We start from the raw sequence: 21,720 nt of genomic DNA on the forward strand, positions 1-21,720 counted from the left end.
AATCCATACAAAAAAGCTCAGACGAGTCAGTCCGAGCTTTCATGTTTCTTTTTTTTAACAAACATTGAAATCGACATAGGGATAATGCCAAACCATCGAAACAAAAATGGTTGCTTTTTGGCTTTTTTGACAGCACGCTGTTGCTGCCTTTCCTCTTTTGGTTGATCAATATAAGACACAACTTGCTGAGTCATATATTTCACAAGATCATTTGATGACATCCTGATCACCCTTTAATAGTTGTCTTCTATTTTAAGGATGCCCATTTATTCTTTGTTTAACCAAGCAGGTTACATATTTCCTTTACAATTCCCCCTACTGAACGTTTCGTTGTGTCAATTTCATATTCAGCTTCACGATAGAGTGATAATCGCTCTTTGAATATCGTATGAACCTTATGTTCTAGATCCGCTCCAGCAAGTAAAGGCCTTGATGTATCACCTTCAAGTCGCTTTATGATTTCTTCTGGTTCACAATGTAAGTAAATCACCGTTCCATTTTGCTTCATAAATGTTCGATTTTCTTCTTTTAAAACAATCCCACCGCCTGTACTAATGATCACGTTTTCAGTTGGTAGATCTTTTAGAGAGGCTGATTCATACGTTCTAAAAGCAAATTCTCCTTCCTCTTCAAAAATGGCAGGAATGGTCTTGCCTTGCATTTTCGTAAGATGCTCATCTGTATCAACCGATTTCAGCGATAACGCTTGAGATAATTCCTCACCTATAGTTGTTTTGCCAGAGCCCATAAATCCTGTTAAATAGACCGCTCTCATGTTGAACCTTCACTCCATTCTACGACTTGCTTCATCATTTGATTGTATTGAAAAGACGCAGCTACGCGTATTCCATTATCCGTCGTTCCACTCAACGTAATTTGCAATACATCAGAAGAAGAATTAATCACAGCGCGAACTGTACCTTCATTGTACGTAAACGTTCTCTCCGCACTAGATCCCCCTGTTTTCTGTATATATGAAATTGTATCTTTCATACTAAGGACTAGCAAGGTCTGCTTCTTAATTTCTTCCTCTTCACGATCAAGAAAAACTCGCTCATTTTGTGTCACATTCCATAAATGAAAAACAAAACCAAGAAGCAGCGTACTAATCATCATCATCATAGCCGTCATATAACCTCTTTCATTAAGGTTTATGAGACATTTGAAATATAGCGCGCTTTTCTTTCTGTCCATCAGCAAGTTCCACCTCAACAATCACTCTTCCATCAGTTACTTCAAGAAATAACTCCCGAATGTTCTGTAATACAATTTCATGCCCAGCATTGTTTACTCTACGCCGAATAGACGATCCGTAGCGTTCGTATCGTATAGTTGTTCCGTTCTTCGACAACATCTCAATTCCGCCATTATGGATCTGAATTCGAGAAGATTCACGAACTTCTTTAGAAAACAAATGAAAGAACAATTGTGCTTCCTCATGCTGAAAATCTGCATTCACTTCTTGTAAAGAAGCGTTCATTATCAAAGGAAGCACACATACAATCGCAATGAGAATGGTCACAGTTAACATCAATTCTAGTAATGTGATTCCTTTTTCATTCATTATCTTGCGGTAAGCTTTTACATATCATTGATTCAGTTTTTACTCCGCTATCAAAAGAAACACACACTTTATCAACTATTACTAAAAAGGAAAATTTGGAGCCTTCAACGGTTTCGCTTGCAGGTAGAATTCTCCCCTCCAAGACCATTCCCCTCCAGTATTGATCAAGCAATATCACTGCAGTTTTTCGCACATGTATCACCTCTCGCTCTTCATAAAGATGGGAATAAATCGGTAATACACTTGAAGATAAGATCGTTAAGATAGAGAGACCCGTTAATGCATCAAGCAAAGAATATCCTTTACAACTTCTTAATATAGAAACGACCAGCTCCCACCTGCACCACAAGTTTATACTCCTCCTTGCCATCCTTTATATAAAGTGTTCCTGCTTTTTGAACGTTTCCATTCCCCCCAAACACAATTTGATACCCCATTGTTCCTTCATCAATCGTAATATGTTCTGGAATTTCATTCGACTTCACTACCGTAGATGCGGTGCCCTGTATACTATACGACCCTTTACTAGGTGAAATGGAAAATCGATACGAGGATTTATTTACATATGCAAGCTCCTGGGTATACCTTAGATCTGATTGGATGTCGTCTAGAAAATGTCGTGTGGAAGAAGCATTTTGTGTAGGGGAAATGTGTAGAAAGATCAGACATAGAAGAATTGATAAAACGGAGAGAACAATCATCATTTCTAGCATGGTGTAGCCAAAAGAATTTCTGAATTGCACACGAAAAAACATTAGTTAGCTAGCTTTACCTTCCCATCGGCGACGGTTAACTCTTCACCTCCAGGACAAGTTACTTCATCCATGTCTAGGTATTCTTCTGAAACAAGATCATTGATTGAAGTTGGATAGGATCCAAAATTCGCTTTATACGCCGCTACCTGTGTTTGGGCAACTTTTATTGTGGCCTCGCAGCTTTTCGCCTCAACAACCTCATTGTTTTTAGTTAATCCTGGCACCGCAATTAAAAGCAATATTGAAATGATCATAATAACAATCATCATTTCGATTAGCGTAAACCCTTTCTCATCTTTAATAAAACCTAACCATTTCCTTATTTTCATTTACAATCTCCCCTTTAAATATTTTGCAAATAATAAAACATGGGTAAAAGAATAGACATAAACATCAACATAACAACAAGACCAACACCGACAAAACTAACTGGTTGCAAAATCATAAATCCTTTTTTTACCAACTCCTCAAACCGTTCACCGATCACCTCCCCATATAAGATTAGCTCTCTTCCTAAATTCCCGCTTGCCTGGCCATGCATTAAAATTTCTTTGAATTCAGGAACATACAAACGTGGCTGATCAAATAAATCCTCTAATTTTTCACCACGCATTAATGATCGTGAAACACGTTCGGCTTCTTCTTGAAAAAACACAAAGTGAGATTGTTTCGTTAATAACGAGAAAGCTTCTGCAATTGAAAGACCGCTTTGAAGTAGGAGCCCCAGGTGAAGAGAGGTATGATGTGTCAGATAAAGAGGAATAAAAAAATGCACGAACGGAATTTTACTGTAGACAAGCATTTTGTGTACAGCTGAACTTTTCTTGTTTTTTATCAAAGTGGAAAGGTAAAGGACAATAGAAAGTAAAATTAAAACGACAAAAATAGCTGGAGTAAATCTAACGAGCGTCATAAAAAATCTTGAAATAAAAGGGAGTGGAACATCAAGGGAGTGGTAGAGCGTATTAAATTGAGGTAATAAATACTTTCCTACGACAAACAGCATGATCGCTGTCATCCAAAATAAAAAGATGGGGTAAGCAAGCGTACTTCTAAGTCGTTTTTGCCATTCACTTCGCGTTTTCATCAACTGACCGGATGCCGAAATACCGGTTGCAAAATCTCGCTGCTCAGACATATATAAATAGGATAAGATATCTGCTGGAAACTGAAAATCTGCTAAAACATCGTGAAAGGAATCACCACCCTTAAGTCTGATAATAATCATTTCAATATTTGATCGAATATGGTCGTTTTGATATAAGGCGTATACCTCCAAACATTTGGCAAGTGAGTATCCTTCCTCAAGCATCTTCCCTATACGACAAAGAAAATCCGCTTTACGGTCAAGCTTCCATTTGAATCGTTTCACGATTAAATAAACCCAACTCCTTCTCGACAGTCTCTTTTTGAATATAACCTAGGGCATATGCTCGAAGAATGTAATCTTTAATGGTGGATTGACCAGGGATCGATAAAAGATCTGGATGATCGAGGGCTTTTTGAAGATGAAGACCAGCGAGAATTTCAACGACAGCAAGTTTTCTTCGTGTTCTTCGTTTTAGACACTCTAGAGAGCATACTTGACAATAGGGACACTTTAGGGGTACGAGTCGTTGAGTGGCGACTCCTCTTAACGTTTGAGTAATATTATGAAGAGGAATACCAAACTCAAGTAATCTTGGAATGCACTCTAGCGTACTTCCAGTGTGTAGCGTTGAAACCACAAGATGCCCCGTCATGCTAGCTCGAATAGCGAGTTGGGCAGTTTGTTCATCTCTTATTTCCCCAACGACAAGAATATCTGGATCATGCCTGAGCCCAGCTTTGAAACCTTCATAATAAGATAGTCCAGCTTTCTCATTGACTTCCATTTGAATAAAATCAGGATTGCGCTTTTCGATGGGATCTTCAATTGTAAGAACTCGCCTATGCCGCTTAACGCTGAGAGTTTGAAGGAGGGAATACATCGTTGTAGTTTTTCCTGAACCTGTTGGTCCTGTAATCATAAATAAGCCACTGTTACAACTTACGATTTGGAGAAGTCGAGTTGCAGTTGAGGGGAAAAGAAAGAGTTCTTTAAAGGAGTGGGTTTCATCTTGCGGAAGGATACGAACGACAAGACTTTCGTGATAAGGGGTGGGAATCGTTGAGAGTCTTAAGTGGAGTTTTCTTGGATATAGAACCATATCCATGGCCCCATTTTGCGGGCGACGCTTCTCTCCAATATCCATACCACTGAGGAATTTAAAATGAGACAATAGCTTTTCTGCTACCGTCATAGGAAGCCAAAGCGCATCATAAAGTCGATTATCAACACGAAATTGAATCAACGCTCCTTTTTCTTTCGGATGAAAGTGTACATCTGAGGCCCCTACTTCCACCGCTTGCTTAATAATATCCTTTCCTTTTTCTTCAATGTTCAGCAAAAACACACCTTCCTTTCATATAAATTGACAGCAAAACCAGTCACGATTTTTAAATCGTAAAGAGAAGGATTCGCCAGGTAAATGGCAATTCCTTCTTAATAAAGAAATTTCTTTTTGACTAGCCCTCAATAATGATTTGGGGTTTATACTCAATATTCAATATCTAAATGACGCATCATTGAGAAAATCATGAACCTTTGTTTCAAATAATGCTTTTTCTTCAAGAAAAGGATAATGATTGCTTTGATCAAAAATAGCCAGTTGGGCATTTGGAATTCCATCTGCTATTTCTTCCGAAAATAATAAAGGACACTGGACGTCATGCTTCCCACATGCTATTAAAGTTGGGGCAGATATTATATTAAGTTGTTTCGTTACATCAAATTGGATGATTTCGCGGGCAAAAAAGTTCATCCGATTTGTTGCCATCTTTTTATTTATTCGTTTTGAAAAATAGTCTTGATATTTTTCTGGCAAATAAAGAGACAGCTTGGTTCTGTCTCTGGTGATCCTTTCCCGCTCATCATCACCAAGTCTCGAGTCTTTTAGTTTTTCTATGTAATGCTGCATGATGTGATAATTCTCATGCGCAGAGTTATATATACATGCTGACGACGAAGAACCATATTCTCTAGCTGCAGCTCCTACTATTATTATGGCTGTAAGCGAACGGGATGCATGAATTCCATATACACAACCAAGCATCCCTCCCGTAGAATGACCAGCGAATGTCCACTGTTTAACTCCAAGAGCTGATCTAACACTTTCAAGATCAAATACAGTCTCCAACATAAAATACTCATAAGGTGCGTTTACAGAATCTGAATGACCCGCATCCTTTAAATTAACTAAGTAGACTTTATGACTAGTCGTAAACGTATCTGCAAAATAGTCTCCGCTTTCATTAAATTGAGAGTACAGGTGCGTCACACATAATGGAGGACCGTTCCCTTTGATAAAAACTTCAAAAGTCCCTCGCTTTGTATTAATAAGCGTTTGTTTCCACATATAGACCACTCCCTTTACTTAGGTTGCGTGAATCCCGTCATCCTATAATAACCGCTGTTCCATAAGCTATAATTTCTGATGCGCTTGACATTACAGCTGAAGACTGAAGGCGAAAACCGACAATCGCATTTGCTCCCTTCCCCTCAGCATCTTTGACCATTCTTGCGATAGCTCTTTGCCGTGCTTCCGTCATCATTTCTGTATATTCTGTTATTTCTCCCCCTACTATTGTTCGAAGACTTGCTAGTATGTCTTTCCCTACGTGTTTGGATTGAACTGTGCTCCCACGAACATACCCAATAACTTCCTTGATCTCTTTCGTTGCTATCTCATCAGTAGTTACGATCATCATCACTTTTTTCTCCTCTCTCCATCGATCTTCGTTCTTTTATTAGTACAAGAATTAAAAATAAAAGTGAAAGAACATATGCCAACGCAACAATCGGCACCCAAACTTTCTGGATAAAGAACATTACTACAATAAGGAACTGAAATACAGAGGCGCTAATTATAAGGAAAATCTTAATTATGCTCTTCCCTTTCATTCTTCAATTACTACTTAAAGAATACCTTATTAGGATCTACTTTACTTCGTTTTCTCTGAAAATTTCGCCTTTATTAGTGAACATTTTTATTTTTCACTAATTAATTAAAAAAACTTTAACAAACTACAAAAAAGCGATACGCAGAAGTTTTCCGCATATCGCTGTGACATGGATTATGATGCTATCTTATTCAAATAAGCAGTAGGACATTCCTAAAACATACATTACTTATTATTATTTAAAGTGCTAACTCAGAAAAAAGATACCATTACAATTCGCACCTTCAATGTAAGTATAAGTTACTGATTCTCTGATCATACTATCAGAGAAATACATGATTGGGCTATAGCCAAGCGGTAAGGCAACGGATTTTGATTCCGTCATGCGCTGGTTCGAATCCAGCTAGCCCAGCCAATTTCTTATGAAACCACCGCGAGTTTTTTCTTTCGCTGTTTTAAGTTCTGAAGTCCTGATTTGTTATAGCCCACAATCAGTTTTTTTCCATTTGTTACGATAGGTCTTCTAAGAAGTTTTGGTTCGTTATGCATAAGCTCTAACATCTCTGTTATGGTTAAATCGTCAATTTCAACATTTAGCTTTTTAAAGGAGCTACTCCTTCTAGCTAGAATCTCTTCAATTCCGTCAGTAGAAAGAGTGATAATTTCTTTTAGCTCTTCAATGGAAGGTGTGTCTTTAAATAAGTGACGCTCCTCAAAATTAACGCCATTTTCTTTTAACCAGGCTTTTGTTTTTCTACATGAGGTACAACTTGGATAAGTGTAAAACAATAATTTATCTTCCAATTTAAATCCTCCCCGTTTCGTTTTCCGTTAATAACTAACATTACCCACATTATACAACACTTAAACAAATATTGTACAAGAAAAAGATTTGTATTTTTGTGAACGATTTGGGATAATAAATTGGAACCCTTTTCAAGGTTAAATAAGGAAAGTCATTATTTTGCCATGAGACTAGCATTTACTTTTCTACAGAACCTCATATATAATACGATATGTATGAGGAATGAACGAGCAAGGGAGGAACTTTTATGCCTAGAATGTACCGAGTTTTAGCTTTCTGGACCGGCATTTTCTCACTAATGGGCTTTGTTGGTGAGATGCCAGTATTGGGATTGCTGTTCCTTGGCCAGGCCGGCATGTTTTTAGCGTTAAGTTATTTAAACTTAACAGAACGTACTTATCTGTATATTTTTGGTGTATACTTAACTTTATTTATGGTCGGTTTTTCATACTGGTCAGTGTTCATGATGACGCCTGGATCAGGCGGACATTAATTCGAACGAAAAAAGACGATGCTCATGCATCGTCTTTTTTTCTTTGGCGCTTTTCTTGAATCATGACAAGAAACTGATTTGATTCTGCTAACCATCTAATTGCTCGATTTTGTTTTTGTTCATTAGAAAACGGTTTATCTGGATTGACTTGCTTAATAAAGCTTAATAGATCATGCTTCAAAAGAAACTGTCCCTGCGGCAAGCACTCAAGCCATTCTAGTCCATTTTCTATTCCAATCTTTTCAATTGCATCAATAGAAACATGGGTGGTTAAATCCATTTCCCCTGGATACTGAAGAACATCTTCCATTAATTGGTGTTTCCTGTACCCGCGCAGACTCCCCCTTTTCCTTGCAGGATGTTGCCATTCCTCGTTCGTGTAGCCGTAGTCAATTGTATAAACTTTCCCCTCGGAAATCCATTCACCAGTCTTATAAAGCCAATCGCTCATGATCAAGGGTACTTCAAAGCGTTGATTTTCCGCAAGAACAACGTCATGATGATTTAACCATTTGATTAGCTTTGCATCTGTACAAGGTTTGTAGATCTCCCTAAAAGAACCACGATGATCTATTCCCACACATACTTCCCACAATTGATTTTGAAATTTCTCTACAACCCGAACAGGAAAAGCATCTAACAGTTCATTGGATAAAAGAATACCGTTTAATATAGGTACGTCATTCTTTATTTCAGAAAGTGAAGCATACATTCTCACGTTAAGCTCGTGCACCTTTTCTTTAATTAGACGACGATGGTATTGACTTGCTTCTATCACACAATAAGTTAGTTGATGAAAAAGTGCCTGGTCTTTTTGTTTCACTTCATCAAGAAAGGAGGCAATGAAGTTCCCATCACCAGACCCTGCATCAACAATGAAAGGTTCAAGATTATGCTTGTGAATATCGGCAATCAGAACCCGAGCCATAACTCTAGGAAAAATATCATGAACACTTGTAGATGTATAGAAATCACCGTTTCGACCTGTTTTAGGTTGATTTACCTGGTAATAGCCATACCGCTCATGATAAAGAGACAGCTTCATAAATTTCTCGAACGATATAGCGCCTCCAGGACTACGCTCGATCTCCTTCATGATTTCATCCCTTAAAGACGTCATTTATAAAGAAAATCCATTTAGAAACGGATTCTCTGCCATCTCCACTTCTATTGTCGTAGACGGTCCATGACCAGAGGCTACAATCGTTTCTTCTGGTAATACTAGAAGGCGGTTATGTATACTGTTCAGCAGCTGCTTTTGATTTCCACCAGGAAGATCAGTTCTTCCTACGCTACCTGCAAAAAGGGCATCACCTGAAAAGACTAGATTAACGTCTTTAAAATAAAATGAGACGCTACCAGGTGAATGTCCTGGCGTTTCAAATACCTCAAATTGAAACGGTCCGATTGTCATTTTCCCTTCACTTTCAATTAAATGATCAGCCGGCTTACCTTCAATATTATCAACTACCGGAAACAGCTTAGAGCCATTTAAAGAAGCATCTGAAAGCCATTTTTCCTCATAAATATGTAAGTAAACTGGGATTTGATACGTTTCTCTTATCAGATCCACCGCTCCAATATGATCGAAATGAGCATGAGTTAAAAGAATAGCGATTGGTTTTAGTTCTAGCTTTTCCACTTTCCTTTTGATTCGACCACCTTCAGCTCCCGGATCAATGATAAGAGCCTCATTTTGCTCATTCCATAAGAATCCTGCGTTTGCTTGCACCGGCCCAACAGCCATTTGTTTCCATTCCATTGTCATCGCCTCCATTGAAAGATTATGTTTCTTATTCTACACTATACAAAAGGTTGTACAAAAGGAGATGTTTATGTTGAAAAACATGTATGGCGTAGAAATGAATCCCCCAAATAATAAACTACCTGGCTTCATGGCCCAGATAGTGAAAAAGACAGCCGAACTTGCAAAAGTGTTTGATCGAGATAAACAGCTCGTTATTCTAAATGATCGTGAAGAAGCTGTTGCTCTTCAGGAATACTACATTTCCAAAAATATATTTCAAGACTTCTACCCACTTCTATACCTTTCTCCAAACACAGAAATAACTCCCTCTTTTTCAGATTATGGGTTTGTTTCTCAAAACAATGAGTATTTTCTTTATAAAAAGATGGTCTCCTGCTTTACTATAAGGAACGGAGAGCAGCCGCAAATCGAAATGGCGATTCTTCAAATGGAAGAGCATTTGATTTGCAAAGAGGGTGAACTCTTTTTTGTTGATCATATGTCCATTGAACTAATGGAGGGTATTGCTCGAGCTTATAACATTGAACTTACATTTTTGGATGAATAACACCTCGACAAACGAAAAGAAAACGGTTAAAATAAGAAAGGACTTATCGTACATACCACGCAAGTTAGAAAAATTTATGATTTAACCATGCAACAGCTATTTTACGGGTATACTGATAAAGAGTGCATGGATAGGGAGGTATTCCAAATGGGGTTAGCAATTATTTTTGCAATCGTTACGTTATTTTGCGTATGGGGCGTATTCCGTTCTCTTCGTGAAAAGAACTTTATGGGCCTTGCCTTTGCAGGATTAACAGTGCTTGTATTCGGCGCCTTTACCGTTGCCACAATGATCGATATACTTTTCGGATCTGGGGGCGGCGGAGGCCACTAAAAAAACAGCCATTTAGGCTGTTTTTTTATTTCGAAGAAAAATGAAAAGAATAATTTTATGAATCTGTCACAGCATAGCAAAACAACCAGTAATCAACTAAATGATGACAGGCACTTATTCTAAGTGCCTGTTTACCGAATCAAGTTTATCATCCATCTTAACCTTTTTATCACGACGATCATCTATACGAAGGTTAGTAGCGACACGCTCTATCCCCGCTTGAAAAGGTGCCTCATGTATGGCATGGACCACCTCGAGAAGATCTGCTATTTCCCCTTCAATAAGAGTGCTCATTGGTGTTAACCTATAAGTAACTCGATCTGAATAAGATTCAAGAATCTTCTGTACCTCAGCTACATATTTGCTGACACTAGGAGTTTCTGTACCAATCGGAATAACCGTAACGTCTACAATTGCCATTATTTATTTCCTCCTTTGACTTCTAATAACTGCATCTTTCGATTATAGAAAAAGCGGTATGTAACTAACGATATAATCATCGCACATATGGAAACGGATGAGAAGATGCTTATCGATATTACAATTTGATATCGTATAGCTTCAATGGGCGAAGCGCCACCTAGAATAAGTCCTGTCATCATACCGGGCAATTGTACAAGACCAATCGTTTTTAATCCATCTACGTTAGGGATCATAGCCGCACGAATTGTTTTCCTTATGATCATTTGAGAAGCTTGTGACGAATTTGCCCCAAGTGACAACGCTGCAAGAATTTTCCCTTTGCTATCATGAAACTCATTTTTCATTCTCTCGAATGCTAGACCTGTTGCAACCATACTATTACCAATAATCATTCCACTCATTGGAATGACTTGTTCTGATTTAAATGGAATGATATCAAAAATAATCCATAGTGAGAGAACAAACACTTCAATCAATATGAGAGAACAAAGAGATAGCAGAAAGGCATAGGGTATACCCTTTCCTCTTTTGGCAGCTTGTAGAGAAGCAATGACCAGCATAACCGCTACCCAAAGACCTATTCCCTGCCAATCACGCATTGAAAACAAAAAAGTAAGAATGTAGCCTATAAAAAATAATTGAACTACCCCACGTAAGGAAGACCAAATCGCGGATTTGCCAATTCCTAGTGAAAATAAATAAGAAAGAGACACGGGGATCATGACAAAGAGAATCATCGTTAATAAAGATAGACTTGATATTTCAGTCATTGGTTATCCTTCCAAAAAGTGCTTTAAAGCATCTGATTTAGGCGATTGAAACAATTTTTTCGTTTCTCCTTGTTCTTCAATCTTCCCTTCATTCATAAAGAGAGTATATGAACCAAGCCTCTTCGCCTGCTTTAGATCATGTGTAATCATTAGAATCGTTTTCCCTTCTTCATTCACAAGTGTATGTAACAATTCTTCCATCCAATCAACTGTACGCATATCAAGCGCACTAGTCACCTCGTCTAATAACAACACCTCAGGATTATTAGCAAGCGTTCTCGCAAATGCCACTCTTTGCTCTTCACCACCAGATAAATTTTCCACATCTTTTGTTAAAAAATCGCGAGGTAATTGAACTTTCTCTAATAGTTGAATGCCCATTTTTTCATTCCATTTCTTTTCTAGAAGCGGTCCAAACTTTAAATTATCTTCAATTGTTCCATTAAATAGGTGAGCCTGTTGAAAGACCATCCCAATATTTCGACGTAGCTTATTGATTGAAAATTCATCTAGCTTCTTTCCTTTAAAGAGAATTTCACCTCTATCAGGATCCTCTAATCGGTTCAGCAACATCAATAAGCTACTTTTTCCAGCGCCTGAAGGGCCGATGATCGTTGTTAATGATCCTTCTAGCATATCAAAATGAATATCTGACACACGTTCATTATTCACATTTTTCACTTCAATTATTTTATTCATGAGACGACCTTTCCTTACTGTAAATTAACACCATTATTCTATCATGCATTGATGACCTATGATACGAAAGTGCCTTTCGTGTATAGCTTATGTATTTTCGACCTTCTCATCCTAAAAGACAACCCCAAATAAAAAACTCTGCGCAGTGCAGAGCTATTGTTTCATTCCACTTATTAGCTTTTGCCTATGCGCAGAGTGGTTCGTAGGTCCAATTCCATTACCTATAGAAAGAGAATTCGCAATGGCTGCTGTAATAAATTCTTTTGCAGTTGAGACCGCCTCTTGTATTGTTCGTCCTTTCGCAAGCTCTGCAGCGATGCAAGCAGAGAAGGTACATCCCGTTCCATGAGTATGTTTTGTATCAATTCGTTTAGACTCATAGTGATAAAAACGTTGGTTCGCATACAAAACATCTATAGAAGTTTCTCCATCCATATGTCCGCCTTTAACAAGGACAGCCTTTGCACCAAAGTCCTGTAATGCTGCTGCAGCTTCTTCCATTTCTCGAACTGAAGTAATTGAGTCGCCACCTAATAACTCCGAAGCTTCAGGAATATTTGGTGTAATAATAGTACCAAGAGGAATGAGTTCTTCCTTCATGGCACGAATCGCCTCTTTTTGAAGGAGTGATGCTCCTCCCTTTGCAATCATAACAGGATCAATCACAAGGTTTGGCACCTGGTATTCTCTTATCTTCTTAGCAACGCCCAAAATAATATCACTAGAGAAAAGCATACCAGTTTTCACAGCATCTGTTCCAATATCCGATAGCACAGCATCTAACTGAGATTGAACCGCTTCTATAGATTGGGGATAAACATTGTGAACCCCTAGAGTATTTTGAGCTGTAAGTGCCGTTATGGCACTCATCCCAAACACTTCACGCTCTTGAAATGTTTTTAAATCGGCCTGAATACCAGCTCCTCCTCCACTATCAGATCCAGCTATCGTAAGTGCTTTACGCATAAAACTCACTCCTTCATTATATAACCTGGAAACGATCAGGTCGAAATTGACCGAGCCCTATTTCACTAACACTTCCATCGATTTCATTTGCTACAATTTTTGCTGTAACAGGACTAAGTAAGATTCCGTTCCGATAATGACCAGTGGCTAAAATAACCTTAGGTTTATGATCTAGCTTTCCGATAATAGGAAAGCCATCTTGAGTAGCAGGTCTTAACCCCGCCCACTTATGAAATGGATTTTTCTGCTGTAAGGCAGGCATCACTTGCTTACTCCATTTCTCAAGTCTTCCTACACCATGTTCTGTAACAGATGTATCAAAACCAGCGATGTCCTCCGAAGCACCAGCAACAACTGATCCATTTGCTTTCGCTACAAGATAGCCTTGACTTGTAAAAATAATGTGATTGAGAGATGGGGCTTCATATGCGCAAATTTGTCCTCGTATTGGATAAATGGGCAACGTCAAACCAAGTGCTTCCTCCCAGTACATAGACCATGCTCCTGCAGCAAGAACAACTCGATCGCTTTCGATCCGTTGACCTTTTACCACAACGTTATTCTCTTCAAACGTCGCCTCTCCCGCATTCTCTATCACCCGAACACCTAACTTGCGACAAGCATCTAAAAGCGCTGAGACGTAGCCAGGAGCATAAATATGTGACTCTTCTGGACACCATAATGCTGCAACAACATCTTGAGAAAGGCCTGGCTCTTTCTCTCTTACTTCGTCAGCATTTAATATTGTAGATTCGACGTTAAACTTACGTTGCCAGGCCTGCTTTGTCTCAAGAGACAGCCGATCAGCCTCATGAAAGATACAATAAAGACTGCCGCTCTCGCTATATTCAAAATCAACATCTGAATTCTGTTTGATTTCTTCCTGCCATTTCGGGAAAAGCTTTAAACTATGTTGGCAAAGCCTGAAAAAATCATCTGGATCTTCTTCAATTTCCGAATAAGGCGCAAGCATGCCTGCAGCTGCACCTGAAGCTTGCCCCCCACACTTATGAGCTTCTACTACAGTCGTTTCATGTCCCCTCGTACGGCATTCATAGGCAATGGAGAGACCAATCACTCCGCCTCCTACAATCGTAATGTTAGCCATGATCGCCCTCCTTCTATTAATTTCGTACTGGACTACTTGCAGTGGCGTACTTCTTTTTAGGAATTCTTCCTGCAACGTAAGACAATCTTCCTGCTCTAATAGCCAACTTAACTGACTCAGCCATCATAACAGGGTTTCTCGCTTTCGCTATGGCTGTATTAAGGAGGACTCCATCTGCCCCAAGCTCCATCGCTTGTGTTACATCAGATGCATGTCCAAGACCCGCATCGACTATGACGGGTACCTTCAGTTGTTCTGTAATTAGTTCAATATTGTATGGATTTAAGATGCCGAGACCAGTTCCAATAGGAGATCCACCTGGCATGACAGCCGCTGCACCTGCTTCTTGTAGTCGATAGCAAAGTGCTGGATCATCAGAAGTATACGGTAAAACAACAAAACCTTCTTTAGCAAGAACCTCTGTAGCTTTCAAAGTTTCCACCGGATCAGGGATTAGCATTTTTTCATCACGACTAACTTCGATTTTTATCCAATCACTTAAGCCAGATGCTTTTGCTAAACGAGCGATGCGAATGGCTTCTTCAGCAGTCGTAGCTCCGGAAGTATTGGGCAAATAGTGAAATGATTGATTCTCGATGTGCTGTAAAATCGCATCTTCATTTGGTGCAGTAAGATTCACTCTTCGAATAGCAAATGTGAGAACTTCTGCTTCAGAAGCTTCAATTGCTTTATTTTGAACATATGGATTTGGATATCTTCCCGTGCCAAGAAACAATCGTGAAGAAAGTTCTTTACCGGCTATTGTTAATTTATCATTCATTCGGTCAACCCCCTCCTACAAAGTGGACAAGTTCGATTTTCATTCCTTCTTTTACTTCTGTATCGATCCATTCCGAGCGATCAATAATTGTTCCATTAACTTCAGTGACAACCAACCCTTCTTGCAAGCCAAAATGAGTAACAACTTCTTTCAATGTTGCCACTTCTAAATCATGCTGCTCTCCATTAACTAGTAATGTCACTTGGGAATCACCTCTTTTTGAATGGATTGAATAAATGCTTCGCACGTGCCTTTAATATCGGCACTACCAACTACTTCACTAATGACACATACTCTAGAAGCACCTGAATGGAGGACGTCCGAAACATTATGCAATTTGATGCCGCCGATGGCTACAAACGGAATAGATATTTCTGCTGCAACTTCTTTGAGATAGTCAGTTGTTACTGGATCAACAACATCGCTTTTGCTATTTGTAGGAAAGACTGGCCCAGCCCCGATGTAATCAGCACCACGCTGCTCTGCTTCACGCGCTTCTTCGATTCGATGTGTGGAGATACCGATGATCTTATTAGGTCCAACAATCTTCCTTGCTACCTCTAAAGGTAAATCATCCTGACCGAGATGAATGCCATCAGCATCAACGGCTAGCGCAATATCAATGTGATCATTCACAATAAAGGGAACTTCATATTTTTGTGTTAGCTCCTTTAATCTCAAAGCTTTTGCTAGTACAACCTTTTTAGAATTCGTCTTATCACGCAATTGAATAATATCAGCACCACCTTGTATCGCTTGCTCCATTACCTCAACTAGGTCTCGATCAGGGTGGAATTCTTCCCCTGTAATGACGTATAATTTAAAATCCTTCATTATTTACCTCCTCTAATACTTTTAACCTTAAGCCTATGTTAATGAGCTTTGTTGATTTTCGGCTCAATTACGCTCTGTGATAACCAATCGCTTCGAGCTAAAAATCGAGAATCAAGAGTATAAGCTACCACCGTAAACGCTTAAAAACGATTAACATAAAACACACTAAAAAACCCCATTCCGCGTAAGGAATGGGGGTAGTAATACGTAATCAATACTGCTACCGACTTCCCTACGCTGGTATCAACCAGATCAGGTTCAAGGGTAAAAGAAATGACGGTTTCTTTTTCTCAGCCTTCCCTTACATGAAGGCACCCCTAGTCTTTGGAATTATGAAATTAAGTTTATTATGACAAAGAAGTGATTAAAAAACAAGCCACTAACCTACATATACAGAGAAGAAAGGAAAATCCCTAACGTATCTTGGTAAATAGTGTTGAAATCAGAAGTAGGCAAAGGACTTTCCCCTTTTCCAATTTCTACGGTAAAACCCGGTCTTCTAAAGTCTTGAATAAACCAATCCTTGTATCCAGCGAAACTATCAACATAGCGAACTGCTCGATAACCGCTCAGTCGCGAAAATTCTCTCACTAAGATTTCTGACTCAGGAGGTTCAAGTCCTTCGAAACCCCAAAAGATCACTTCACCTTGAGAATGAAATGCTAGCGCACGATCAAATTCCTTTCTTCTCGTCAGGTCTGCGATCGCTATTGCTTCTGGCTCTGTAAGCGGTGCTTTTCCCGGGTAATTTCTTGGAGAAGGTTTTGTTGGTTTTCGTTCAGCTTCTATTTCCCATTTAGCAGGATACTGATTGTTTAAATCAACTCCCCTAATGTTCGCCTTCCATCTGTTAAATTGTTCACTTCCATTATTAATTTGATCCGCTAATGAGCGATAAGGTTCTTCTTCAGGTAATCCATTAATGACAAGATCAACGCCATCTGGGTTTACCATGGGTACAAGAGAGAGAGAAGTCGATTCATATAGAGATGGGAGGTAAACACCGCTCAATCTCTGACTATTCGTCAATTCACGAGAATAATCATCTACAAATTTCATAATGAGAGTTGAGGTTAACCATTCATTAGCATGAAATGCTCCATTCATATGAACTTTTTTCTTTCCTGTTCCCACTACTAGTTCTGGGATTGGCTTTTCCATGACAGATTCGCCAATGATTGATCGTTTAATAAATGGATAAACAGCAAGTATTTTTCGAATATCATTAACAAGGGTTTGATAATCGTAATTTTGATTTGGGTTAATGAGTGACCACGTTACACGAATCGGTATATTCACTTTTTCTCCTGGTTGTAACGAAAAAGGATTCGAATCGTTTAGCAAAAGAACACCATCTAGGGGTGTTCCGTACCATCCTGCTATTTTCCATAATGTATCTCCTGGCTTAATGGTATAACTTTTCGTGACAAACCCAGGGATCTGAATTTGTTCTCCGACTATAAGTTGATCAGGATTCTCAAGATTATTACTATCTAATATTAATCGAAGTGGAATTTGAAACACTCGGCTATATTTCCAAAGGCTATCCCCACTCTTCACCCTAATTTTCATGTCATACCCTCCCACATTTCATATCCTTCTTACAATGATATGAAATAATGAGTGATGCATATGCTACATAATTAGGACATATTAGCCTTATTGCTCGCCTCAGAAAAAATTCATTACAATACAATAACCCCACCTAACATCCAAGGTGGGGTTTGCATCTTTCATGCTATTTTTCTATTTCTGTATCCTCTTGTTGCTCATCATGCTTGCCTAAGAAACGTAGAAGGTCTCCATAAACGATTTTATCTGAGTAGGCAAGATCAGTTTTTGCCTTCTCCATGTATGGTTCACAGGCTGATTTATCCGTTTCTTCTCCTGTTTCTTTGTCATAACAGACATTTTTAGTGTATAGATTATTTTCAGTAATGAAGCTTCCATCGCGAAGGATAGTGAAATTATCCTGTTCTTTTGCAAAAAGATCGTTACCAAATTTAATCATATCCTTCGTATCAATACCAAGCAGGTGCATGATCGTCGGCTTCAAATCAATTTGACCACCGACCTGGTCCATCACTTCCCCTTCTTGGCCAGGAATATGAACAACGAGTGGAACTTTTTGAAGTTCCGTGGATTCAAATGGTGTAATTTCTTTGCCTAAGAATTCTCCCATAGCTTTGTTATGGTTCTCAGAAATTCCATAGTGATCACCGTACATGACGAAGATGGAATCTTCATAAAGTCCTTCTTCTTTCATGCGCTCAAAGAATTTCTTTAGAGCTTCATCCTGATATCGAACTGTAGTGAAAAATCTGTTAACAGTTCCATCATCTGAAGTCCACTCTGGAATATATTCATCCTCTGATTCAAGTGTAAAAGGAAAGTGGTTCGTTAATGTAATGTATTTAGCATAGTAAGGTTCCGGTAGCGTTTCTAAATATTTAATGGATTGATCAAAGAAATATTCATCTTTCAATCCCCATCCGATTGAATTATCAGGCGTTACTGTAAAATCGTTAATGTCATAGAACTTATCGTATTTAAGGGAGTCATACATAACGTCACGGTTCCAGAAGCTTTTGTTATTCGCGTGGAAGACAGCATTATAGTATCCATCCTCACTTAATATTTCTGGAGATGCATTGTATTCGTTACCTGAATGGGTAAAGAATACAGCTCCACTTGGGAGTCCATATAATGAATTCTCAAGAATAAATTCGGAGTCAGAAGTTTTACCCTGAGCTGTTTGATGATAGAAATTCGGGAAATAATAACTTTCATCTATAAGATCATTTAAGAAAGGCGTAATTTCTTCTCCATCCACTTCTTCATTCACTACAAAACTCTGTGTGGATTCTAACGATACAAGGATGATGTTTTTCCCTTCTGCTTTACCAAACATTTCAGGATCTGGCTCAACGTGGTTAGCTTTTACATAGTTTTCGATATCTACAATCTCACTGCCATCTGCAAATGCTCGCTGTGCTTTTGCTTTCGACTGAAGAACAGCGTCATAAACGTGGTAGTTATAAGTACCAATATATTTTATGAGCATTTCACGATCAAACGTACGAGTTAAGAGCTGCGGGCGTTCTGTTTCTGCAAGCCCAACATTAACAGCAAAAAGAGCTATAGCACTAGCAAATACAATAGCAATTTCTTTCTTCTTAACCGTGTACGCCTTCGTTTTTCTTACGAAAAGGAAAACTGACAGAATAATGATATCTACAAAGAGCAAGAAATCAAAACCGCTTACAAGTTCAGCAATACTATTTCCGAGCTCTCCCATATTATTCGTTTGAAACAACAATGGTATTGTTATAAAATCAGTAAATTCACGGTAGTATACGACGTTTGCAAATAGAATAAATGAGCCAATAAAATTAATGACCAATAGTACTCTGTTGCGATACTTTGGTGAGGCAAATAGGGCAAAACCGAGGAATAGCAATACAGAACTAAGTGGGTTTAGCAGTAAAATAAACCCTTCCATTTTATTTTCAGGTTCAATGTTGAAAGCAAATTCATACACCAAATACGTTTTTAACCACAGCATAAAGGCTACGATTAGGAAAAAAGAATACTTATTTTGTAGCTTTTTCATGTTTTCTTAGTACCTCCTTAGTTGAATATAAGGAAAAGCTACCATTACTTTCTACGACCATACATAATCGCAATGATAGTATGTTTTCGAAATTTAATCAACTAACTTTTGTCCTTATTTTAGTATTTCTTTCACAATTATTTTGATTCTGAGCAGCCTGTCTGTTAGTAATAACGAATGAAAAGGACAAAAAGTTTCATTTGGGCAATTTTTTTACATAAAAAAAGAAAAGATCGAACTTAACTGATCTCTTCTTCCCTTGTTATAGCAGGCTGAAACATGAAAAACTAGGACTATTTCATCAATTTCGTTTTTACGAGCCACGCTCCTCCTATTACGCCAGCATCATTGCCGAGTGTGGCAATTGCAAAATCCGCACCTTCTCTAACTCTTGGCAATGCATATTTTTCAAATTGTTTTTTTAAGGGGGTTAGAAGTACATCTCCTGCTTTTGATACGCCCCCACCTATTACAATTTTAGAAGGATTCAAGGAATTAGCCAGGTTTGCAATCGCAAGTCCTAGATGGAAAGTTACATTATTCACTACTTCAACAGCATATGGATCCTCGGCATCAGCGCCTTCAAAAATATCACGAGAAGTAATTTCATTCTTTTCTTGATAAATATGATATAGGACACTGTCCTGATGTGACATAAGTTTTTCCATCGCAATACGAACAACACCAGTCGCTGATGCTACTGTTTCAAGGCAGCCTGTTTTGCCACAATTGCATTGCGCTCCACCATCAGGGATGGATGTAATATGACCTATTTCCCCCGCCATGCCATTCGTTCCATGAATGATTGTTCCATTCGTAATAACGCCTCCGCCTACTCCAGTCCCAAGCGTGACGCATAGCAAATCACGTGCTCCATCACCTGCGCCACGCCACATTTCACCAAGAGCAGCAATGTTCGCATCGTTATCAATAATAACTGGTAACCCTGTTTCAACTTCAAGCTTGTCTTTTAAAGGAAAGTCTCGCCATCCAATGTTTACTGCGTGGTAAATAAATCCTGAATCCATTTCAATGAAACCTGGAGCTCCCATACCGATACCAGAAAACTTCTTTCTGCTAACGTTCATTTCTTCCATCTTATCATCAATAGCACGAGCTATATGAGTTGTGATATGACGACCAGCTTCCGATTTATCAGTAGGAATTTCCCATTTACTAATAATTTCACCATAAAAATCTAGGAATGAAAGCTTGATGGTTGTTCCACCTAAATCAACACCAATGAGCCATTTTTCTTCTTTCATCTTAATCCACCTTTCGCAAGTAACACTTTATTTCAGAGGAAAACCTTTCTTTTCAAGAAATTTCTTCATATACGTTCGAACAGGGGTCGCTAATTTATGTGCCATCATAGAAGTCCATCCTGCTGATCGTTGACCTCCCGTTCGATTCGTGTAATAACCTGAAATAACTTCATCATATTCGTTTAATCCTTTTTTAAATGCATTTGCATCCTGCTCATATTCATCAATATGATAGATGTTATTTAAGGGCAATCGTGGTTTTACATCTGGATCCTGATCGGGATATCCAACACAAAGACCAAATAAAGGAATAACAAATTGAGGAAGATTCAATACTTCACTCACTTTATCAAGGTCGTTCCGAATGCCACCAATATAGCAAATACCTAGTCCCATTGACTCTGCTGCTATGCTGGCGTTTTGTGCAGCAAGCGCTGCATCTATTAATCCTACCATGAACTTTTCAGTTGTTTGCGTCGTTTCCGTTACATCTGTCCCATGCATTTCAGCTGTTGCATGGTGACGATTGAAATCTGCACAAAAAACAAAGAAGTGACCATTTTTTTCAACATAACTTTGCCCACCAGCTAATTCAGCAAGCTGCTTTTTCTTTTCTTTGTCTTCCACACCAATGATCGAATATGCTTGTATGTAGCTTGAAGTTGAAGCGGATTGCGCTGCTTTTACTAACGTATGAATTTGCTCTTCTGTTAATGGCTTATCTTTAAATGCTCTAATTGAGCGGTGAGCAAGCATCGTTTCAATTGTCTGATTCATGTTTTGTCCCTCTCCTTGCTAATTTCATTTCTTATGATCATTCTGGCGACGAGGTAATCCTCATTCTCGAGAATTTTCATATCGTATAACTCTTGGATCTCGCCTTCCATTAGTTCAAGGTCTCCAAGTCGAGTTCCAGTATAAACAATCATGCCATATTGCTTTAAAAGCTGCTGTATATCATAAAATGTTTTCATTTTCTTCACCATTGTTCATTATAGCAATCCCTAGCGCCAAA

29 protein-coding genes, 1 tRNA gene and 1 riboswitch are annotated in these 21,720 nt (G+C 38.6%); of the genes, 4 read left to right on the forward strand and 26 right to left on the reverse strand.

Annotation, left to right across the window (positions count from 1 at the left end):
• Positions 1-26: 26 nt before the first annotated feature.
• The 10 genes from AC0VYV_RS14210 to AC0VYV_RS14255 form a co-directional block, all read right to left on the reverse strand.
• Positions 27-221: a YqzE family protein gene (locus AC0VYV_RS14210; protein ID WP_194222136.1), complete on the reverse strand. Its 195-nt coding sequence runs from the start codon at positions 219-221 to the stop codon at positions 27-29.
• Positions 222-277: 56 nt separating this feature from the next.
• Complete coding sequence (locus AC0VYV_RS14215) at positions 278-775, reverse strand: shikimate kinase (RefSeq protein ID WP_194222137.1); 498 nt, start codon at positions 773-775, stop codon at positions 278-280.
• Positions 772-1,194: a competence type IV pilus minor pilin ComGG gene (gene comGG / locus AC0VYV_RS14220; RefSeq protein ID WP_475367740.1), complete on the reverse strand. Its 423-nt coding sequence runs from the start codon at positions 1,192-1,194 to the stop codon at positions 772-774. The genes AC0VYV_RS14215 and comGG overlap by 4 nt, the downstream gene beginning before the upstream one ends.
• Positions 1,145-1,564, reverse strand: coding sequence for a ComGF family competence protein (locus tag AC0VYV_RS14225; RefSeq protein WP_194222139.1), 420 nt, complete (start codon positions 1,562-1,564; stop codon positions 1,145-1,147). Before AC0VYV_RS14225 ends, comGG begins: the two co-directional genes overlap by 50 nt.
• 302 nt (positions 1,565-1,866) lie before the next feature.
• Positions 1,867-2,307, reverse strand: a complete 441-nt coding sequence (gene comGD, locus AC0VYV_RS14230; protein WP_475367741.1) for a competence type IV pilus minor pilin ComGD — start codon at positions 2,305-2,307, stop codon at positions 1,867-1,869.
• A gap of 11 nt (positions 2,308-2,318) precedes the next feature.
• The gene (gene comGC / locus AC0VYV_RS14235) at positions 2,319-2,648 is read right to left on the reverse strand and encodes a competence type IV pilus major pilin ComGC (RefSeq protein ID WP_194222141.1); all 330 of its coding nucleotides are present in this window, start codon (positions 2,646-2,648) and stop codon (positions 2,319-2,321) included.
• Positions 2,649-2,662: 14 nt separating this feature from the next.
• Positions 2,663-3,691, reverse strand: a complete 1,029-nt coding sequence (comGB, locus tag AC0VYV_RS14240; protein WP_475367742.1) for a competence type IV pilus assembly protein ComGB — start codon at positions 3,689-3,691, stop codon at positions 2,663-2,665.
• Entirely contained in the window at positions 3,666-4,748 is a 1,083-nt protein-coding gene (comGA, locus tag AC0VYV_RS14245) for a competence type IV pilus ATPase ComGA (protein ID WP_430244324.1), read from the reverse strand. The genes comGB and comGA overlap by 26 nt, the downstream gene beginning before the upstream one ends.
• A gap of 156 nt (positions 4,749-4,904) precedes the next feature.
• Positions 4,905-5,756, reverse strand: coding sequence for an alpha/beta fold hydrolase (locus AC0VYV_RS14250; protein WP_430244322.1), 852 nt, complete (start codon positions 5,754-5,756; stop codon positions 4,905-4,907).
• Positions 5,757-5,793: 37 nt separating this feature from the next.
• Positions 5,794-6,108, reverse strand: a complete 315-nt coding sequence (locus tag AC0VYV_RS14255) for a YbjQ family protein (RefSeq protein WP_194222145.1) — start codon at positions 6,106-6,108, stop codon at positions 5,794-5,796.
• A gap of 532 nt (positions 6,109-6,640) precedes the next feature.
• On the opposite strand from AC0VYV_RS14255, the gene AC0VYV_RS14260 reads away from it, so the two are divergent.
• Positions 6,641-6,715, forward strand: a tRNA-Gln gene (locus AC0VYV_RS14260).
• 5 nt (positions 6,716-6,720) lie between these two features.
• On the opposite strand, the gene AC0VYV_RS14265 is transcribed toward AC0VYV_RS14260, so the two are convergent.
• Complete coding sequence (locus AC0VYV_RS14265; protein WP_194222147.1) at positions 6,721-7,104, reverse strand: Spx/MgsR family RNA polymerase-binding regulatory protein; 384 nt, start codon at positions 7,102-7,104, stop codon at positions 6,721-6,723.
• Positions 7,105-7,352: 248 nt separating this feature from the next.
• On the opposite strand from AC0VYV_RS14265, the gene AC0VYV_RS14270 reads away from it, so the two are divergent.
• Positions 7,353-7,598 (forward strand): DUF2626 domain-containing protein, encoded by a 246-nt coding sequence (locus tag AC0VYV_RS14270; protein WP_098444207.1) that lies wholly within the window; start codon positions 7,353-7,355, stop codon positions 7,596-7,598.
• A gap of 22 nt (positions 7,599-7,620) precedes the next feature.
• Here AC0VYV_RS14270 and AC0VYV_RS14275 read toward each other — a convergent pair whose 3' ends face one another.
• Positions 7,621-8,694 carry an SAM-dependent methyltransferase gene (locus AC0VYV_RS14275; protein ID WP_475367743.1) on the reverse strand — a complete coding sequence of 358 codons (1,074 nt, stop codon included), beginning with the start codon at positions 8,692-8,694 and terminating at the stop codon, positions 7,621-7,623.
• Positions 8,695-8,718: 24 nt separating this feature from the next.
• On the reverse strand, positions 8,719-9,360 hold the full coding sequence (locus tag AC0VYV_RS14280) for an MBL fold metallo-hydrolase (RefSeq protein ID WP_475367744.1): 642 nt from the start codon (positions 9,358-9,360) through the stop codon (positions 8,719-8,721).
• Positions 9,361-9,433: 73 nt separating this feature from the next.
• Between AC0VYV_RS14280 and AC0VYV_RS14285 the strand changes: the two genes are divergently transcribed.
• Both AC0VYV_RS14285 and AC0VYV_RS14290 read left to right on the forward strand, forming a co-directional pair.
• Positions 9,434-9,913 (forward strand): hypothetical protein, encoded by a 480-nt coding sequence (locus tag AC0VYV_RS14285; RefSeq protein ID WP_475367745.1) that lies wholly within the window; start codon positions 9,434-9,436, stop codon positions 9,911-9,913.
• A 147-nt stretch (positions 9,914-10,060) separates the two neighbouring features.
• Positions 10,061-10,246, forward strand: a complete 186-nt coding sequence (locus AC0VYV_RS14290) for a DUF2759 domain-containing protein (protein WP_098444211.1) — start codon at positions 10,061-10,063, stop codon at positions 10,244-10,246.
• Between the two features lie 114 nt (positions 10,247-10,360).
• Here the strand turns inward: AC0VYV_RS14290 and AC0VYV_RS14295 are convergent, their stop codons facing one another.
• From AC0VYV_RS14295 to AC0VYV_RS14355, 13 genes are all read right to left on the reverse strand, one after another.
• A complete protein-coding gene (locus AC0VYV_RS14295; protein WP_194222151.1) occupies positions 10,361-10,666 on the reverse strand; it encodes an MTH1187 family thiamine-binding protein in 306 nt (101 codons plus the stop codon).
• The gene (locus AC0VYV_RS14300) at positions 10,666-11,439 is read right to left on the reverse strand and encodes an ABC transporter permease (RefSeq protein WP_475367746.1); all 774 of its coding nucleotides are present in this window, start codon (positions 11,437-11,439) and stop codon (positions 10,666-10,668) included. Before AC0VYV_RS14300 ends, AC0VYV_RS14295 begins: the two co-directional genes overlap by 1 nt.
• Before the next feature lie 3 nt (positions 11,440-11,442).
• Positions 11,443-12,138: an ATP-binding cassette domain-containing protein gene (locus AC0VYV_RS14305; RefSeq protein WP_475367747.1), complete on the reverse strand. Its 696-nt coding sequence runs from the start codon at positions 12,136-12,138 to the stop codon at positions 11,443-11,445.
• A gap of 153 nt (positions 12,139-12,291) precedes the next feature.
• Positions 12,292-13,104 carry a bifunctional hydroxymethylpyrimidine kinase/phosphomethylpyrimidine kinase gene (gene thiD, locus AC0VYV_RS14310; protein ID WP_194222154.1) on the reverse strand — a complete coding sequence of 271 codons (813 nt, stop codon included), beginning with the start codon at positions 13,102-13,104 and terminating at the stop codon, positions 12,292-12,294.
• Between the two features lie 16 nt (positions 13,105-13,120).
• The gene (gene thiO, locus AC0VYV_RS14315; protein WP_475367748.1) at positions 13,121-14,212 is read right to left on the reverse strand and encodes a glycine oxidase ThiO; all 1,092 of its coding nucleotides are present in this window, start codon (positions 14,210-14,212) and stop codon (positions 13,121-13,123) included.
• Between the two features lie 16 nt (positions 14,213-14,228).
• Positions 14,229-14,993 (reverse strand): thiazole synthase, encoded by a 765-nt coding sequence (locus AC0VYV_RS14320; RefSeq protein ID WP_194222155.1) that lies wholly within the window; start codon positions 14,991-14,993, stop codon positions 14,229-14,231.
• 4 nt (positions 14,994-14,997) lie between these two features.
• A complete protein-coding gene (gene thiS / locus AC0VYV_RS14325; RefSeq protein WP_194222156.1) occupies positions 14,998-15,195 on the reverse strand; it encodes a sulfur carrier protein ThiS in 198 nt (65 codons plus the stop codon).
• On the reverse strand, positions 15,192-15,827 hold the full coding sequence (gene thiE / locus AC0VYV_RS14330) for a thiamine phosphate synthase (RefSeq protein WP_475367749.1): 636 nt from the start codon (positions 15,825-15,827) through the stop codon (positions 15,192-15,194). The genes thiS and thiE overlap by 4 nt, the downstream gene beginning before the upstream one ends.
• Before the next feature lie 212 nt (positions 15,828-16,039).
• A riboswitch (TPP riboswitch) is annotated at positions 16,040-16,156 on the reverse strand.
• 55 nt (positions 16,157-16,211) lie between these two features.
• On the reverse strand, positions 16,212-17,399 hold the full coding sequence (locus tag AC0VYV_RS14335) for a M14 family metallopeptidase (protein ID WP_430244299.1): 1,188 nt from the start codon (positions 17,397-17,399) through the stop codon (positions 16,212-16,214).
• Positions 17,400-17,565: 166 nt separating this feature from the next.
• Positions 17,566-19,440 carry an LTA synthase family protein gene (locus AC0VYV_RS14340; protein ID WP_430244296.1) on the reverse strand — a complete coding sequence of 625 codons (1,875 nt, stop codon included), beginning with the start codon at positions 19,438-19,440 and terminating at the stop codon, positions 17,566-17,568.
• Positions 19,441-19,733: 293 nt separating this feature from the next.
• The gene (locus tag AC0VYV_RS14345; RefSeq protein WP_430244294.1) at positions 19,734-20,705 is read right to left on the reverse strand and encodes an ROK family glucokinase; all 972 of its coding nucleotides are present in this window, start codon (positions 20,703-20,705) and stop codon (positions 19,734-19,736) included.
• Positions 20,706-20,732: 27 nt separating this feature from the next.
• Positions 20,733-21,482, reverse strand: coding sequence for an oxygen-insensitive NADPH nitroreductase (gene nfsA / locus AC0VYV_RS14350; RefSeq protein ID WP_475367751.1), 750 nt, complete (start codon positions 21,480-21,482; stop codon positions 20,733-20,735).
• Positions 21,479-21,679 carry a YqgQ family protein gene (locus AC0VYV_RS14355; protein ID WP_303530630.1) on the reverse strand — a complete coding sequence of 67 codons (201 nt, stop codon included), beginning with the start codon at positions 21,677-21,679 and terminating at the stop codon, positions 21,479-21,481. Before AC0VYV_RS14355 ends, nfsA begins: the two co-directional genes overlap by 4 nt.
• Between the last annotated feature and the right edge of the window lie 41 nt (positions 21,680-21,720).

The sequence above is a fragment of the Anaerobacillus sp. QJM3NY_17 genome (genome assembly GCF_056173665.1).